15 protein-coding genes and 1 pseudogene are annotated in these 15,428 nt (G+C 61.4%); 8 read left to right on the forward strand and 8 right to left on the reverse strand.

The genetic code is table 11. The features are described from left to right. Window positions 1-21: 21 nt before the first annotated feature. Genes D109_RS0106250 through fucP form a run of 4 tightly spaced genes read left to right on the forward strand, consistent with a single transcriptional unit; the run spans window position 22 to window position 3,268 of the window. Window positions 22-882, forward strand: coding sequence for an amidohydrolase (locus D109_RS0106250; RefSeq protein WP_017476174.1), 861 nt, complete (start codon window positions 22-24; stop codon window positions 880-882). Then, a complete protein-coding gene (locus D109_RS0106255) occupies window positions 879-1,652 on the forward strand; it encodes an SDR family oxidoreductase (RefSeq protein ID WP_017476175.1) in 774 nt (257 codons plus the stop codon). The genes D109_RS0106250 and D109_RS0106255 overlap by 4 nt, the downstream gene beginning before the upstream one ends. After that, complete coding sequence (locus D109_RS0106260) at window positions 1,649-1,996, forward strand: L-rhamnose mutarotase (protein ID WP_017476176.1); 348 nt, start codon at window positions 1,649-1,651, stop codon at window positions 1,994-1,996. The genes D109_RS0106255 and D109_RS0106260 overlap by 4 nt, the downstream gene beginning before the upstream one ends. A gap of 51 nt (window positions 1,997-2,047) precedes the next feature. Next, window positions 2,048-3,268 (forward strand): L-fucose:H+ symporter permease, encoded by a 1,221-nt coding sequence (fucP, locus tag D109_RS0106265; RefSeq protein WP_017476177.1) that lies wholly within the window; start codon window positions 2,048-2,050, stop codon window positions 3,266-3,268. Here fucP and D109_RS0106270 read toward each other — a convergent pair. Further along, on the reverse strand, window positions 3,210-4,031 hold the full coding sequence (locus D109_RS0106270; protein WP_050555050.1) for a helix-turn-helix domain-containing protein: 822 nt from the start codon (window positions 4,029-4,031) through the stop codon (window positions 3,210-3,212). The genes fucP and D109_RS0106270 overlap by 59 nt on opposite strands. Window positions 4,032-4,123: 92 nt before the next feature. Here D109_RS0106270 and D109_RS0106275 point away from each other — a divergent pair, with 92 nt between their 5' ends. Continuing rightward, the gene (locus D109_RS0106275) at window positions 4,124-4,369 is read left to right on the forward strand and encodes a hypothetical protein (RefSeq protein WP_017476179.1); all 246 of its coding nucleotides are present in this window, start codon (window positions 4,124-4,126) and stop codon (window positions 4,367-4,369) included. A 277-nt stretch (window positions 4,370-4,646) separates the two neighbouring features. Next, on the forward strand, window positions 4,647-5,798 hold the full coding sequence (locus D109_RS0106280; RefSeq protein ID WP_017476180.1) for an MFS transporter: 1,152 nt from the start codon (window positions 4,647-4,649) through the stop codon (window positions 5,796-5,798). 45 nt (window positions 5,799-5,843) lie between these two features. Here the strand turns inward: D109_RS0106280 and D109_RS0106285 are convergent, their stop codons facing one another. The 6 genes and pseudogenes from D109_RS0106285 to D109_RS0106315 form a co-directional block, all read right to left on the reverse strand. Further along, window positions 5,844-6,458: a hypothetical protein gene (locus D109_RS0106285; protein ID WP_017476181.1), complete on the reverse strand. Its 615-nt coding sequence runs from the start codon at window positions 6,456-6,458 to the stop codon at window positions 5,844-5,846. Window positions 6,459-6,954: 496 nt separating this feature from the next. Further along, a complete protein-coding gene (locus D109_RS0106295) occupies window positions 6,955-7,152 on the reverse strand; it encodes a hypothetical protein (protein WP_017476183.1) in 198 nt (65 codons plus the stop codon). A gap of 215 nt (window positions 7,153-7,367) precedes the next feature. Next, window positions 7,368-8,018 (reverse strand): hypothetical protein, encoded by a 651-nt coding sequence (locus tag D109_RS0106300; protein ID WP_017476184.1) that lies wholly within the window; start codon window positions 8,016-8,018, stop codon window positions 7,368-7,370. A 560-nt stretch (window positions 8,019-8,578) separates the two neighbouring features. After that, window positions 8,579-10,984 (reverse strand): annotated as a pseudogene (locus tag D109_RS01000000131745) (TonB-dependent siderophore receptor). 96 nt (window positions 10,985-11,080) lie between these two features. Next, window positions 11,081-12,055 carry a FecR family protein gene (locus D109_RS0106310; RefSeq protein ID WP_026077810.1) on the reverse strand — a complete coding sequence of 325 codons (975 nt, stop codon included), beginning with the start codon at window positions 12,053-12,055 and terminating at the stop codon, window positions 11,081-11,083. Window positions 12,056-12,087: 32 nt separating this feature from the next. Continuing rightward, the gene (locus D109_RS0106315) at window positions 12,088-12,588 is read right to left on the reverse strand and encodes a sigma-70 family RNA polymerase sigma factor (protein WP_026077811.1); all 501 of its coding nucleotides are present in this window, start codon (window positions 12,586-12,588) and stop codon (window positions 12,088-12,090) included. 146 nt (window positions 12,589-12,734) lie between these two features. Between D109_RS0106315 and D109_RS0106320 the strand changes: the two genes are divergently transcribed. Next, window positions 12,735-13,292: a GNAT family N-acetyltransferase gene (locus tag D109_RS0106320; RefSeq protein WP_017476189.1), complete on the forward strand. Its 558-nt coding sequence runs from the start codon at window positions 12,735-12,737 to the stop codon at window positions 13,290-13,292. On the opposite strand, the gene D109_RS0106325 is transcribed toward D109_RS0106320, so the two are convergent. Beyond that, window positions 13,270-14,154, reverse strand: coding sequence for an amino acid metabolite efflux pump (locus D109_RS0106325; protein WP_017476190.1), 885 nt, complete (start codon window positions 14,152-14,154; stop codon window positions 13,270-13,272). The genes D109_RS0106320 and D109_RS0106325 overlap by 23 nt on opposite strands. A 116-nt stretch (window positions 14,155-14,270) precedes the next feature. On the opposite strand from D109_RS0106325, the gene D109_RS0106330 reads away from it, so the two are divergent. Further along, window positions 14,271-15,071: a helix-turn-helix domain-containing protein gene (locus tag D109_RS0106330; protein ID WP_017476191.1), complete on the forward strand. Its 801-nt coding sequence runs from the start codon at window positions 14,271-14,273 to the stop codon at window positions 15,069-15,071. Window positions 15,072-15,428 lie beyond the last annotated feature (357 nt).

Genomic DNA, 15,428 nt, shown 5'->3' on the forward strand with positions numbered 1-15,428 from the left:
ATTGGACGGAGCACAATAATAATGTCGTCCCCATCACCTCTGAGGCTCGATGCGCACCAGCATTTCTGGCGCTACCGGGCCGCTGATTATCCGTGGATCGGTGCGGCTGAGGCTGACCTGCGGCGGGACTTTCTCCCACAGGATTTGCGGCCGCTGCTCGACGCTGCCGGCCTGGATGGCTGCATTGCCGTGCAGGCCCGCGCCGGCGAGCAGGAAACCGACGTGCTGCTGGAAATGGCGCGGCAGCACCCGTGGATACTCGGCGTCGTCGGCTGGGTCGACCTGTGCGACCCAACCCTGGAACATCACCTGGAACAGTGGCGCGACGCGCCGAAACTCAAGGGCTTTCGGCATCAGATTCAGGACGAACCCACGCCTGCCAGTTTCATGGCTGACCCGGGATTCTCCCGTGGCCTGCAGCACCTGCAGCAACAAGGCTACGTCTATGAGCTGCTGATCCGTTGCGCCGACCTCGACGCCGCCACCGCCCTGTGCCAGCGCCACGACCAGCATCATCTGGTGCTGGATCACCTGGGCAAGCCCGACATCGCCAACGGCCCGGCCGGTTGGGCCGAACACCTGGCGCCCCTGGCCGCCCTGCCCCACGTCAGCTGCAAGCTGTCGGGCCTGCTTACCGAAGCCGGGCCCGAGCAACGCAACGCCCGAGCCCTGCGCCCTTACATCGAACTGGCACTGGAACTGTTCGGCGCCGAGCGCTTGATGTTCGGCTCGGACTGGCCGGTGTGCCTGCTGGCCGGCGAATACCAGGGCACCTGCCAATTGCTGCAACAGACCCTCGGCTCACTGTCGCCCAAAGAACAGCAGGCCATCTGGGGCGGTACCGCCCAGCGGATCTACCACCTTGAAGGAAACTGCCCATGAATCTGCATTTGCAGGACCGCGTGATCATCGTCACCGGCGGTGGCTCGGGGATCGGCGCCGCCATCTCCCTGGGACTGATTGCCGAAGGCGCGATCCCGGTGATTTTCGGTCATCAACCGTTGTCGCCGGCCTTCGCGGCTGAGCTTGAACAGCAAGGCCAAAGCCACTTCATCCGCGTCGAGTTGCGCGATCAAGACGCCTGCCGCGCGGCCGTCAACGAAGTGCAACAACGCTTCGGGCGCATCGATGGCCTGGTGAACAACGCCGGCGTCAACGACGGTGTGGGGCTGGACGCCGGGCGTGCCGCCTTTGTCGAGTCCCTGGAAAAGAACCTGATTCACTACTACCTCATGACCCACCTGTGCCTCGACGCCCTCAAGGCCAGTCGCGGGGCGATCGTGAATATCAGCTCCAAGACGGCCCTCACCGGCCAGGGAGGCACCAGCGGTTATACCGCCGCCAAAGGTGCGCAGTTGTCCCTGACTCGGGAATGGGCGGCGTCCTTGCTGGCGTTCGGCATCCGGGTCAATGCCGTGGTGCCTGCCGAGGTGCTGACGCCGTTGTACCAGCGCTGGATCGATGGCTTCGATAACCCCGAAGCCAAGCTCGCCGCCATCGTCGAAAAAATCCCCTTGGGCAAACGGATGACCACCCCCGAGGAGATCGCCGACAGCGTGTTGTTCCTGCTCTCACCCCGCACCTCCCACACCACTGGGCAATGGCTGGTGGTGGACGGTGGCTACACCCATTTGGACCGGGCGCTGACATGAGCGGCCAACGTTACTGCCTGGCCCTGGACCTGGTCGACGATGTGGCATTGATCGTCGAGTACCAGCAGTTGCATCAACGCATCTGGCCCGCCGTGGCCGAACATCTGCGCCGCCAGCACATCCTGGAGATGCAGATCTGGCGCCTGGGCACGCGGCTGTTCATGGTCATGGACACTGCGGCCGGGTTCAGCTTCGACGGGTTGGACCACGCCGCACGCGCCAACCCCGACGTGCAAGCCTGGGAAACCCTGATGTGGCGCTTCCAGGCGCCCACACCGTGGACTGATCCTGGCGGCAAATGGCAGCCGCTGACGCAGATTTTCAGCCTCACCGACCAACCCTAGTACCCGCTGCATCGCACGCCTTGATCCCATAAAAACAACAGGAGAAGCGTCATGTTAAGCAAAGACACACACCTGCCTGGCACCCGCGCGGTGCCGACCTATCGCTGGGCACTGATGCTGGTGACCAGTCTGTTCTTCCTTTGGGGCTTGTCCTACGGTTTGCTGGACGTCCTGAACAAGCACTTCCAGGAAGTGCTGCACGTCAGCAAGGCCCAGTCCGGGCTGTTGCAAGGTGCGTATTTCGGCGCGTACTTCCTGATCGCCCTGCCAGCGGGGCTGCTGATGGACCGCCACGGCTACAAAGCCGGGATCCTGTTGGGCTTGTACCTCTATGCAGCAGGCGCCTTGCTGTTCATGCCGGCGGCGGCCGCGGCGAGTTTTCCGTTTTTCCTGTTCGCGCTGTTCGTCATCGCCTGCGGCCTGGGCTGCCTGGAGACCGCGGCCAACCCATACGCCACGGTGCTGGGCGAACCCCAGGGCGCCGAGCGGCGGTTGAACCTGGCGCAATCCTTCAACGGCCTTGGTCAGTTCTTCGGCCCGCTGATTGGCGGCGCGATGTTCTTCAGCACCGGCAGTACACCGGCCTCGGACATGAGTTCGCTGCAAACCACCTATGTGGTGATCGCCGTTCTGGTGTTGCTGGTAGCGCTGTTGATCGCCCGCACGCCGCTGCCGGATCTGCGCGCCCAGGAGCAAGCACTGCAACCGGTGGCCGGCAAGGGGCTGTGGCAGTATCCGGAGTTCGTGGGTGCGGTGATCACGCAGTTTTTCTACGTGGCGGCCCAGGTCGGGGTCGGGGCATTTTTCATCAATTACGTCACCGAGCATTGGGCACAGATGGGCAGCCAGCACGCAGCCTACCTGCTGTCGATCGCGATGCTGGCCTTCATGTTCGGGCGTTTTTTCAGCACCTGGTTGATGGGGCGGGTTAGCGCGCAGAAGCTGCTGCTGATGTACGCGCTGATCAATATCGCGTTGTGTGCGCTGGTGGTGATAGGCCTGGAAGGCCTCTCGGTGATCGCGCTGATTGCGGTGTTCTTCTTTATGTCGATCATGTTCCCGACGCTGTTTGCCATGGGCGTGAAAAACCTCGGGCCGCATACCAAGCGCGGCAGTTCGTTCATGATCATGGCGATTGTCGGCGGCGCGCTGATGCCGTACTTGATGGGCAAGGTGGCGGATAACAGCACGGTGGCGCTGGCTTATTTGTTGCCTATGGGCTGTTTCGTGGTGGTGGCGGTGTATGCCCGTAGTCGGTTGCGCCATCCATGAAGTACCGCCCCGGCGTCGTCCCAAACGTGCGCCGGAACATGGCAATAAAGGCACTGACGTTTTCATAACCCAGGTCCAGCGCAACCCGGGTGACCGGTGCGTGCGCCGCCAGTAACTCCAAGGCGCGCAACAACCGCGCACGCTGGCGCCATTGGCTGAAGGTGAACCCGGTCTCGGCGACAAACCGCCGGGCCAGCGTACGCGGGGATACGCTGGCCCACTGCGCCCATTGCTCCAGCAGGCGGTTGTCGCTCGGGTCGTCGGCCAGCGCCTGGGCGATGCGCAACAGCCGCGGGTCCTGGGGCAGCGGCAAGCCAAATGGCTCCTGGGGCAAGCCGGCGATTTCATCAAGGATCACCTGGGCAATTCGCGCCTGTGGCGGCGCCAGCAGCGGCTCGGTCCAGGTTGCCGCGCGTCTGACAGCCTCCAGTAACAAGGCCGACGTGGCGATAACACATGTCTGTTGCGGCAGACCCGCACACACCTGAGGGTCGACATACACACTCCATCCATCAAACGGCCCGTGGGAACGCAGGGAGTGGGAGCAATCAGGCACGATCCACACCGCGTGAGTGGCCGGCACCACCCAGTGCTGATGCGCCGCCTGTACCGAGAGCAAACCGCGCAGGGCCCCAAGCAGCTGACCCCGGGCATGCTGATGGGGCGCGGTGGTGCGCTCGACGGGGCTGTTACGCAACGTTGCCACCAGCAAGGGACCGCCGATTGCATTGGCGAGTTGAGGTGATACGAGGGTGGGTGGCATATGGCAGCTTTACCGTATTGAATGACCCGAATAAGGCAGTGTAGCCACATGTGCGCGCCTAGACTGCGGATTCATTCATTGAGGACTCCGTCATGCGTGCAGAAGACTTGCTTCCCGATCATCTCGACCAAGGCCAATTCAATGGCGTGACAGTGCGCAAAGGTACGGTGGGGGCATTCCTCGCCAACGCCAGAACCTGGTGCGATCCGGCCACTCCGGGCGAACAGCGATTGCTGGCCGAACAGGACATGCTGGAGGCCCTCCCCGCATTGCAAGCCCTGGGCTTGTTTGAGGTGTTGCAGGTGCGGGATGCCGAGCTGGCCCGGCTGCTGAAGTGAGAGGATCGGCCTGGAAGGTGGTAATCCACCGCAAGAATCCCGGGGTTCGCCAGTTCTCGCGGGGATTACGCACCTTCCAGACCACCTCGCACAACAGACGATTACTCGTCCTACAGGCTGATAGTGGTTGGGACGGCCAATCGCGTTCCATGCTCCTGGAAAAATTGTTGGCGCTGTGTTCAGGCATGCCAAGGGAACCCGGCTCGCTCGATACGGCCTGATGTGCAAGGATGTTGCGCTGCACATCGTTCGTTGAACGCAAAACCAAGGATTTGTCATGACCGCCATCAGCACCCCAGCGCCCGTGGTACCCGGGCGGCTGGAACAAATGTCCACCCGCATCGCGTTTTTTATCGCAGGTTTCGGCATCGCCGCCTGGGCACCGCTGGTGCCTTATGCCAAGGCCCGTGCTCAACTCAATGAGGGCACCCTGGGCCTGTTGCTGCTGTGCCTCGGCGTAGGGTCGATGATCGCGATGCCGGTCGCAGGGGCCCTGGCCTCTCGCTTTGGCATCCGGCGAGTGGCCACCGGCGGGACAATCCTGATCTGCCTGGGCCTGCCGATGCTCGCCACCGTCACCTCGGTTCCGCTGCTGATGGCTGCGCTGTTTGTATTTGGCGCCGGCCTTGGCACGGTGGACTCCACGGTCAACCTCCAAGCGGTGATGGTCGAACGGGCCAGCGGCAAGACCATGATGTCGGGCTTTCACGGGCTGTTCAGCCTGGGCGGGATTGTCGGTGCGGCGGGGGTCAGCGGGTTGCTGGGGTTGGGGTTATCGCCGTTGCAGGCCACCCTCGCCGTCATCGTTGTCATCGCGGTGGCCTTGCTCAAGGCCGGGCCACACTTGCTGCCCTACGGCAGCGAAAGCTCCGGGCCGGCCTTTGCCGTGCCCCACGGCGTGGTGCTGTTTATCGGCTGCCTGTGCTGCATTGTGTTTCTCGCCGAAGGCGCTGTGCTGGATTGGAGCGCAGTATTCCTGAGTGCCGAGCGCGGCCTTGACGAAGCCTATGCAGGCCTTGGCTACGCAGCCTTTGCCTTGACGATGACCGTCGGGCGCCTTACCGGTGACAGGATTGTTCGCCGCCTGGGGGCGACCCGAGTGATCGTGTTCGGTGGCGCTCTTGCAGCGGCCGGTATGTTGCTGGCGACGCTGTTTCCTGCGTGGGAAACCGCCTTGCTGGGGTATGCCCTGGTAGGTGCCGGGTGTTCGAATATCGTACCGGTGCTGTACACCGCCGTCGGCAAGCAGACCGTCATGCCGGAACACATTGCCGTGCCCGCCATCACCACCCTGGGTTACACCGGCATTCTCGCCGGCCCTGCGGTGATCGGCTTTATCGCCCATGGCAGCAGCCTGAGCACAGCCTTTGTGCTGATTGCCGTGCTGCTGATCGGTGTGGCGATCAGTGGGAAAATAGTGCGGGTTTGACGGGGTAACCCCATAACGCCTCATTCGTTGAGGCGTTACCCCGGACTATCTGGTTTTATTGTGCTCGAGCCAGCGCTCAAGGGTTTTGTTACTGAGCCAACCCTCTTGATGATGGCTGCCAAAAATACGCCGACCACTGCCGTGGGCGTTTTTCAGGGACTGCAATAACCCGGGCCGGTCCACAATATTCTTCGCCATATACACCTGCTGTTCATCGTATTTTTTCCGCGCCAGCCCAGAGGCGGGGTCCAGGACGGGTTCACCCTGGCTGTCGAGTTCGTCGGGGTCCTTGCTCATGGCAACCAGCAACTCGATATTGACGTAGCCGATGTATTCAAAGAAGCCCTTACGGTCCCGGGACCTGTCACGCAACTCGCTAAACATCGCCTTGAATACCTGGACAAGCTCTGCGTTGCTCTTGGCATGGAAAGGGTCCGGGCTGAAGGCACTGGGATCGCTGTTGCCGAACACCACGCTTTCGGCCTTTGCAAGGCTCTCCCGGGTGATGTAACCGTCCTGATCGGTAATCGCATCGATCAGGCGCGGGCGCTGGACAAGTGCTTTGGCCAGCAGGATGGCGCTATCGGCCTCTTGGCTCACGCCGAGCTTTTTGCCGGCAATTTGCTGGAGTGAAGACAGCAACAACCCGTCACTTTTCATTGAGTTTTTTCAACATGGGGAATTGAGTGTTCACGGCTTTAACCAGATCACCGTCCGGAAAATTAATGTAGGGATTAGGCCGACGGGGGTGATGGGCAGTATCGTTCTGGAGCGGCAGATGGTTCAGTAGACTCCCCCAGTGATTTTCCCCCCGCAAAGGTGGTCTGTAGCCGGAAGACCGAACAGCCGAGGCGCCAGGTTGATGGTGGGCTTGCCGGCCAGCATCACCAGGTTCAATTGAAACCAGCTGAGCAGTACGGGCCCCCTCATCCGGTGTCACATCAAATGGGCCTGTCCCACCGGGCTGCAGGTAGCCTGACCCGCGATCAATTCTCATGATTCATCTCCACCAAATTTAGATCCACGCTTGCCTGGACATCACCCCGGTAGCGGCCGTATCGCTCACGCGATTAACAAGCCAAAGGTGTGTGGTGTGCCGCAAGCGATGGTTCCGCGAGAGCGAAGTGTTCCAATGACAACATGTAAAAAGCGAAAATCAGTTGGCTTTCCGTGACGCTGGTTTCATCTCCTGCCAAAGGCCTTTGATCAGGCCGACCATCGGCCCCATCGCTGTGCAAAACTGGCGTAACACAGAATTGTCAGCGGCAGGCAACTGCCCATCGGGCAACATGCCTTTGATGAAGTCGTCGGCCGCCGGGGCCTGAAATTTGTGCTGCCCGGTGAAGTTCTTCACTCGCCGGGCCTCGGCACCCTGCTCGCGATTTATAGCCTGCGGCAAAACATCACAATCAGCCGGCGGATTGCAGGCTGACAGGGGGCCGGGATTGCGTGACCCAAACGACGTTGACGTCATGTCTAAGCCCTCGCTGGAAAAGTAAAAGCAGCGGATTGATCAAGGCAAGTCATCACGCCACGAAACATTCGCAGCGCGATCAGGCCGTGACGGGGTTAGCGAGACAACCAGCGCAGCGCATCCTTGTGGATCTTGCCGTCGTAGGGATGATGGCCAGTGTTTTCCATTTGTTGGAGCAAATAGGAGCGCTGGATGACTTCCTTCGCCAGTTGAATGAGTTCATCCTCCTGCTGGTGACCGGTCAGAGGCTGACCAGCAAGCTGGCGCAGCCTTCCGATTTCTATCGCGGGCCTCCAAAAGCCACTTTTCAAATCGCCAAACCGTTCAAGCATGGCTTGGGCAACCTCCTTGTCGTCGTGGTATTTGAAAGGGTTTGTCGAGTTGATGATCATGGTGATTTTCAACCTGTCGATCAACCCATCCAACTGCCCCGTGGAACTGTGACGATCAAGGGCTTCCACCAGTCCCGGCCGTTGCAGGATTTCCCTGGCCGCACGGATGTTATGGTCGGTGGCGGCGTGACAGGTCAACGGCCTGCCCGCCATGTTTTCCAGGTTTTTCGGCGTGACGTATTGCGCCCCCCGCTCGCCAAAACTATCGAAATTATCCAGCAGATGCTTGGCCAACTCTTCGTTAGTCTTGCCTGCATACAGCGGATCCGGCCTGCCGGAAACCGGACCGCAATACCCCGGATTCGGCTTCGGCGGTTTACCGATACCTGGCCGGCACGGCTCCGGGTCCGGCATCGGTGGTTTGCCGATACCTGGCCGGCATGCTCCTGGGTCCGGCTTTGGTGGTTTGCCGATACCTGGCCGGCACGGCTCCGGGTCCGGCATCGGTGGCTTGCCGATACCTGGCCGGCATGCCCCTGGGTCCGGCTTTGGCGGTCTACCGATACCTGGCCGGCACGGCTCCGGGTCCGGCATCGGTGGATTGCCGATACCTGGCCGGCACGCCCCCGGGTCCGGCTTTGGCGGTCTACCAATACCAGGCCGACACGGCTGCGGATCCGGCTTTGGCGGTTTAACGAAACAGGGTCGGCATGGGGGCGCGGTGTTGTTGTGAATTGAGGCGGTAGTCTGATTGGACACGGATACCGACATAGGCATCTCCTGTTCGGCTGGTTTTCAGAGAGCGCCTCATCCTCCAGAGCACCCCGACAAATTGATCGTCCAGGCACTGTATGAAAAGTGGGCAAACCTGTGTGGCCGAACTGTCGGATTCAGTTCCTGTGAAAGCGAGGAAAGGTCGAAACCCGTGCCGACAATGCCGGAACAGGCTGCGACCTCATTAGATCAACCGCGGGTCAAAACCCGACGCTGGCCTGCACAAAGAACGTGCGCGGCTGGCCCAGGTAGATCCCGGAGTTGTTGTCGCTTGAGCGGGTGTAGTGCTCCTGGTTGAACACGTTTTTTACCCCGACGCCCAGCTTCAGGTTCGACAGTTGCGCGCCGAAGTCATAACCGCTGCGCACGTTCACCGAGACATAGCCGGGAATGTCCCCGTACTGGCCATCGGCGGTCGGCTGAGTGATGTAAGTCGTTCCGGTGCCCGGCGCACGCTGGCCGGACTGGGCGTAGACGTCCAGGTTGTGGGTCCAGTGGTTGATGTCGTAACGCAGCCCCAGGGTGGCCACTTCACGGGAGTACAGCGGCAAGTCGCGGCCCTTGAAGGCAACGTCGCCTTCGGAGGTGGCCTTGGTGTAGGTGAAGCCGGCGTTGGCGGTCAGGCCGTCCAGACGCGGGTCCAGGTTCGACAGGTCGTAATGGGCCGACGCTTCGATGCCTTCGTGCTTGGTGGCGCCGAGGTTGGTCCAGCCCACATCGTTGCTGACGTATTGCAACTCGTCCGAGAAGTCGATGTAGAACAACGTCACTTCACCGCCCCAGACGTTGTCGTTGTAGCGGGTACCGATTTCGTAAGTCTTGGCTTTTTCCGGGTTCAGGCCGTTCGCGGTCTGGTCGCCATTACCGCCCTGGCCCAACTGGAAGTACTGCAGGCTGCCGAAGGAAGTTTCGTAGTTAGCGAACAATTTCCACGCATCGGAGACGTGGTACATCACGCTCAGGGCCGGCAGCGGTTCGTTGTTGTGAATCTCGCGACGTTTCTCCTGGACCGTGGTGCCATTCAGGGCGACTACCGGACGGTCGTGCCATTCGGTGCGGATCTGCTCAAAGCGAATGCCCGGGGTAACGGTCCACTTGCCGATATCAATCTTGTTATCGATGTAGAACGAGTTGGCCTAGGTGCCGCCGGTACGGTCCTGGTACACGTGGCCGTCATTCTGGCCCACCGGCGTCGGCACGTTATTGACCAGCGCCAGGCTGGTGGCCTGCTCGTGAATGCCTTCCTTGAGGTAGCGATAGCCGACGCTGACTTCCTGGGTACTCGGCCCTAGGTCAAATACATGGGACACACGCGGCTCGATGCCGAAGGTGTAGTAGGTGCGCGGGTAGGAACCCAGGGTTTTCAGGTCGCGGTTGGCGATGTTGCTGCCGCGGAAACTGTCGGAGTAGTAGGTCAGCACTTCAGCCTGGGTGCGGTCGTCGATCTGCCGGATGTACTTGAAGGACATATCCTTGCGCCGGCCATTGAAGTTGTCCCAGTCACGCACCGATTGATACGGGTTGGCGTCGTACTGCTTCTGGGTCAGGCCGCCGGGCATGTCGGCGCTGGCGTCGTAGTAGTGGAAATTCAGCGAGAAATCGTCTTGATCAGTCGGCGCCCAATGGGTCTTGAAGATCACGTCGTCGATGTCGTTGCCGTTATTGCGATCGCGGTAACCATCGCCCTTGGTCCCGGAATACAGCAACGCAGCGCCGATACCGTTGTCGGCGGTGCCGCCGATGAAAGCGTTTTCAATATGCTTCCAGCCGCCATGGGCCGCCGTCTCCAGGGTGGTGCCGACTTCACCGGAGAATTTTTCCGGAATGGCGCGGGTCACAAAGTTGATCACGCCGCCGACGTTCTGTGGCCCATAACGCACGGAGCCCGCGCCGCGCACCACGTCGATGCTGTCCAGGTTGCCCGAGGAAATCGGCGCCATCGACAACTGCGGTTGACCGTAAGGGGCGAATGCCGCCGGAACGCCATCGATCAATACCGTGGAGCGTGGTGACAGGCGTGAGGTCAGCCCGCGCACGCCGACGTTAAGGGAAATATCGCTGCCACCGGTGCCGTTGGCTTCCTGCACCTGCACGCCGGGAATGCGCCGCAGCACATCACCGACGTTCATCGCGCCCTGCTCCACCATGGCCTCACGACGTACCACGGTGCGCGCGCCGGGGTGGTTCTGCACCACTTCGGCATTCGCATCGCCCAGCCAGTCGCCCACCACCTTGATGTCGGTGGCGCCCAGCTCCAGCGGCGAACCTGCTTCGCCGGTGCCTTTACCCAGCGGGCGCAGGGTCACAGAGCCGGCGTCGATCTGATAATCCAGGCCGCTGCCTTGCAGCAATTGGCGCAGGGCTTGTTCTGGCGACAGCTTGCCGTCGACGGCCGGGGCTTGTTTGCCGGCCACCATGTCGGGGCTGAAAAACACTTGCAGCGACGTCTGTTGACCCAGTTGGCTCAAGGCCGACCCCAGGGACTGGGCCTGGATATGAATCGCGTCGTCAGCATAGGCTGCCGGCAGTGCGGCGCTGACGGCCAACACCAAAACGAGAGGTGCCCAACGGGATGATTTATTGTTTTTCACGGCGAGTTTTTTCACGTCGAACGGAGTCCTGTGATCGCAAGAGAGTGCGGCTGTTAATGCAAACCAGTTGCAGTTGCACAAGAAGACGAAGAACTCGGAAAAAACCTGAATCTATCGTGAAATTATTTCCTGGCTACCGTCGGGCAAGGTGCGCAAGGCCACCGGAAGAATGTGCGGCAAGGCCTTGAGCAAGGCATCGGTGTCGTTGGATTTGAACACACTGGTCAAGCGCAGGTTGCTCACCGCAGGTGCACTGACCCGCAATGGTTGCTCGCGGTAACGCGAGACTTCCCGGGCCACCTCGCCGAGGGTGGCGTTGTTGAACACCAGCTTGCCGGTGCGCCAGGCCGTCAGTTCTTCGGGGTTGACGGCGTAGGCAGCCGCCACCTGGCCTTGGGTATCCACATGGGTGCCCCGGCCGGCCGTAAGCATCACGACCGCATCGGATGTGCGCCCTTGTACCTTGACCGTACCGGCCTCGACCACCACGCGGGTCTGGTCGTCATCGCGGCGCACGTCGAAACTTGTACCGGTGACCGTCACCTGCCCTGCCCCGGCCGACACCACAAAGGGCCGGCTGGTGTCGTGCTCGACACTGAACATCGCCTCGCCCTGCTTGAGTTCGATGCCGCGCTGCCCTTTTACGTAATGCACCGCCACCACACTGCGGCTGTTCAAATCCATCAGCGAGCCGTCGGGCAGCGCCACCTGCCGGCGCTCCCCCAGCGCGGTGCTGAACTCGGCGTTATACGTCGCCGGATGATCCAGGCCACTGAACAACCCAAGGCCCAGAGCCACCGCCAGCACACTCGCCGCCACCCCATAGCGCAGCACTGGCCGGCGCTTCGCACGCGGTTCTGGGGCATCGCACAACGCCTGCAAGCGCGCCTTTGGCACCAGGTCAGTGGCGCTCCACAAACCCTGCAGCACATCAAATTCGTACTGGTGCTCGGCATGCTCCGCACGCCAGGCATCAAAACGCTCGCGTTCTTCGACGCTCAACGGGCTGTCCTGCACACGCACAAACCACTGCGCCGCCTCATCGCGGGCCGTCGCACTGCCGCAGGCGCACTCACGGGTATCCATCATGGAAGGTCCTGTTTCAAAGCGGGCATGGGTCATGGGGCCATCGCGTCCAGGCGGTCACGTAGATGCCGCAGGGTGCGGATCATATACTTTTCCACCATGTTTTTAGACAGGCCCAGGCGCTCGGCGATTTCCTGCTGGGTCAGGCCTTCGATCTTTTGCCAGATGAAAATCTTGCGGCAATTAACCGGCAACTCGGCCAAGGCTCGCTCGATGGAGTCCGCCAGCTGGATCGCGTGCATGAAATGCTCCGGGTCGCCACTGTGGGGCGAACGCTGATCAAAGGCCTCCAGCGCCATTGCCTCCCGACGGTCTTCGCGGCGATAAGCGTCAACGGCGATATTGCGCGCCGTTTGATGCAGATAGGCACGAGGTTGCTCAACCGCGCCGGGCTTGGACTCAAGCACCCGTACAAAAGTGTCGTGGGCCAGGTCCTCGGCCTGCTGACGGTTTCTCAGGCGGCGCGTCCAGGTCCCGATCAACTCTTCATAGTGCTCGAAAAAGCCTGTTCTGCGGGGCGGCTGAGGAGTCATCTGGGTGCACTGGGGAGGCGGGGCGTGAATAGTAATGCTTCCTATTAAGTGGAGCAATTGCTTCCCGTCGTCCTCTTTCCTTGACCCTTGTGCAACCCGCCCAATCCCGGCAGCATTCGCCCGTGACTTTCACGGACGAGCACCTTATGACCTTGCCCTTTTTCGCCCCCGTTCTCCTCACCACCGAGCGTCTGGGCCTGCGCCCTCCCCATCAGGATGATTGGCGCGCGCTGTTTGCCATCTGGTCCGATCCCGAGGCCATGCGCTACTTTTCCTTTCCCACCATGACCCGCGCCGAGCAGGCCGTTGAACGCTTCGGCCAACTGATGGAAGCCTCGATTGCCGGTGAAGACCTGGTGTGCATGGTGGAGTTGCTGGCCACTGGCGAGGTGATCGGCAGTTGCGACCTGTTCAATGTGGATGAGCAATGCGGTCGTGCCGAAATCGGCTTCACCCTGAACCACCAGCATTGGGGCAAGGGCTACATGAGCGAGGCGGCCCGCGCCGTGATCGACCACGGCTTCAACACCGTCGGGCTGCGCCGCCTTGAAGCCGATATCGACCCACGCAACCTGGGCTCCGCAAGATTGCTCGAGCGCCTGGGTTTTGTGCGCGAAGGCCTGTTGCGCGAGCGCTGGGTGGTCGGCGATGAGATCTCGGACAGCGCGCTGTATGGCCTGCTCAAGCGTGACCGCCCTGCCTGACCCGCAACGGGCGTCCCTTCTTCATTCCCACGATCAAGGCCAACAGAATCAAGCCCATGGCCTGCCACTGGGAAACCCCGGGGCGCTCCCCCAGAATCAGCATTGAGCTGACGACGCCAAACACCGGGATCAGCAGTGACAGGGGCGCCACCCGGGAAACCGGGTACTCGCGCAGCAACAGGTTCCAGCCCCAATAACAGAAGTGCGTCGCGCCATACACCTGAAACGCCAGCGAGAACAACGCCACGCGGTTCAACTGAGCAGGCAAGGCGACAAAGGCTTGCGGGCCGTCCAGCAGCCACGTCAACAGCACCAGCGGCAGCGGTGCAAACAGGCTGGCCCAGACCACGAAGGCAAAGATCTCCCGCACCCCGGAGACCTTGATGATGATATTGCCAATGCTCCAGGCCAGCGCACTGAACAGCACCAGGGCAAACCCCAGCATCGTCGCCGCCCCCTGCACACCCAACAGCATGCCCACCAAGCCCATGGCCGCCAACGCCACGCTGATCAATTGCGGCAGGGACAGGCTTTCACGAAACAGCAGCACGCCCCAGCCCAGGGTGAAAAATGCGCTGAACTGGATCAACAATGACGCGCTGCCGGGCGGCACGCCCATGGCGATCCCGAGGTTGATCAAGGCCCACATCGCCACCCCGAAGATCAAGCCGTAGGCCGCCAGCCACTTCACCGCCACCTGGGGTCGTTTCACCAGAAACACCCAAGGCAACGCAGCCAGGGTGAAACGCAGGGCCGTCAGCAACAATGGGTTGATCTCGGCCAGGCCCAGCTTGGTAACGGGGAAGTTGAATCCCCACACGGCCGTCACCAGGACGGCCAGTAACAGGTGTTTGTGCTTCATGGTGACGGGGTCCATTTGCTGGTTGGCACGACAAGAGGCCGTGCATCCGGCAGATTTTTTCGCAAACTGCGATGGCCCGCCTGCGATTCTGGGTCAACAAAGGCTAGAATCAGGCCATGCCCGATATTCATCCCTACGAAAACACCCCCCGCGACGTGGTCGTGACCGCCATCGACTATGCCGACGGCCAGCTGTTCCCCGACCACGCGCACCCACGCGGGCAGTTTGCGTATGCCAGCCGGGGCGTCATCACGGTCTACACCGCTACCGGTAACTGGGTCGTGCCGCCCCGCCGCGCGATCTGGGTGCCGCCACATGTGTCCCACGCCATGCTGATGCGCGGGCCGGTGACGATGCTCAACACCTACATTCGCCCGCAGGCGGCGCGGCGGCTGGAGTTGCCGCAAGCCTGCCAGGTGCTGGACGTGTCGCCGCTGCTCGGGCAGTTGCTGGAAAAGGCCGTGGAGGTGCCTGCGCGTTACGCGATGGGTGGCCGCGATAGCTATTTGATGGGCTTGCTGCTGCACGAGATCGCCCAGATGCCGGTGCTGCCGCTCAGTGCGCCGTTGCCCGCAGAGCCGCGGCTGGCGAAGGCTTGCGAAGCGTTCATGGCTGGGCCTTCGTTGGAGGTCAGCATTGATGCCATGGCGCTCGGCGCGGGGATGAGCCGCCGGACCTTTACCCGGCAGTTTCGTCAGGCTACCGGCCTCAGTTACCTGCAGTGGCGCCAGCAAGCCTGCCTGCTGGCGGGGATTGTGCGGCTGGGCAATGGGGAACCGGTGACCAGGGTGGCGCTGGATTTGGGGTATAGCAGCCCGAGTGCGTTTGCGACGGTGTTCAAGCGTGTGTTGGGTGAGGTGCCGAGTCGGTATTTCACCAGGGAGTTGCGGGGGGTGGATCGGGGTACATATCCATAATTTTCGTAACGGCGACTATGGGTTCCGCTCTTACAGCGGCTCACTTTTGAACAGCGCAAAAGTAAGCAAAACGCTCTTGCCCCACCACTCGGCTCCTCGCCTAGGCTCGGTGTGCCCTCTCTCCGGCCAGCGTGGTTTAACGGGGCGCCTAAGATCAAGATCAAAAGCAGATCAAGAGCACAGCGGCCTACCGGCCGGCTTGAGTGTTAAAAGCAAAATCAAAAGCTAAAGCGGGCACGGTCAAAAATGTGGGAGCGGGCTTGCTCGCGAAGGTCGTTAACGATGACGTGGGCATTCTGGATGAACGCGGCGCTCTCAGGTTTTTCGCGAGCAAGCCCGCTCCCACAGAAAAGCAGA

It is taken from the genome of Pseudomonas sp. PAMC 26793 (genome assembly GCF_000313235.1).
Lineage (GTDB): Bacteria > Pseudomonadota > Gammaproteobacteria > Pseudomonadales > Pseudomonadaceae > Aquipseudomonas > Aquipseudomonas yamanorum.

Excerpts from the sequence above, each read along its gene's own strand:
- D109_RS0106250 (WP_017476174.1), top strand. The coding sequence starts at position 22 with ATGTCGTCCCCATCACCTCTGAGGCTCGATGCGCACCAGCATTTCTGG.
- D109_RS0106255 (WP_017476175.1), top strand. The coding sequence starts at position 879 with ATGAATCTGCATTTGCAGGACCGCGTGATCATCGTCACCGGCGGTGGC.
- D109_RS0106260 (WP_017476176.1), top strand. The coding sequence starts at position 1,649 with ATGAGCGGCCAACGTTACTGCCTGGCCCTGGACCTGGTCGACGATGTG.
- fucP (WP_017476177.1), top strand. The coding sequence starts at position 2,048 with ATGTTAAGCAAAGACACACACCTGCCTGGCACCCGCGCGGTGCCGACC.
- D109_RS0106270 (WP_050555050.1), bottom strand. The coding sequence starts at position 4,031 with ATGCCACCCACCCTCGTATCACCTCAACTCGCCAATGCAATCGGCGGT.
- D109_RS0106275 (WP_017476179.1), top strand. The coding sequence starts at position 4,124 with ATGCGTGCAGAAGACTTGCTTCCCGATCATCTCGACCAAGGCCAATTC.
- D109_RS0106280 (WP_017476180.1), top strand. The coding sequence starts at position 4,647 with ATGACCGCCATCAGCACCCCAGCGCCCGTGGTACCCGGGCGGCTGGAA.
- D109_RS0106285 (WP_017476181.1), bottom strand. The coding sequence starts at position 6,458 with ATGAAAAGTGACGGGTTGTTGCTGTCTTCACTCCAGCAAATTGCCGGC.
- D109_RS0106300 (WP_017476184.1), bottom strand. The coding sequence starts at position 8,018 with ATGCCGGACCCGGAGCCGTGCCGGCCAGGTATCGGTAAACCGCCGAAG.
- D109_RS0106310 (WP_026077810.1), bottom strand. The coding sequence starts at position 12,055 with ATGGATACCCGTGAGTGCGCCTGCGGCAGTGCGACGGCCCGCGATGAG.
- D109_RS0106315 (WP_026077811.1), bottom strand. The coding sequence starts at position 12,588 with ATGACTCCTCAGCCGCCCCGCAGAACAGGCTTTTTCGAGCACTATGAA.
- D109_RS0106320 (WP_017476189.1), top strand. The coding sequence starts at position 12,735 with ATGACCTTGCCCTTTTTCGCCCCCGTTCTCCTCACCACCGAGCGTCTG.
- D109_RS0106325 (WP_017476190.1), bottom strand. The coding sequence starts at position 14,154 with ATGAAGCACAAACACCTGTTACTGGCCGTCCTGGTGACGGCCGTGTGG.
- D109_RS0106330 (WP_017476191.1), top strand. The coding sequence starts at position 14,271 with ATGCCCGATATTCATCCCTACGAAAACACCCCCCGCGACGTGGTCGTG.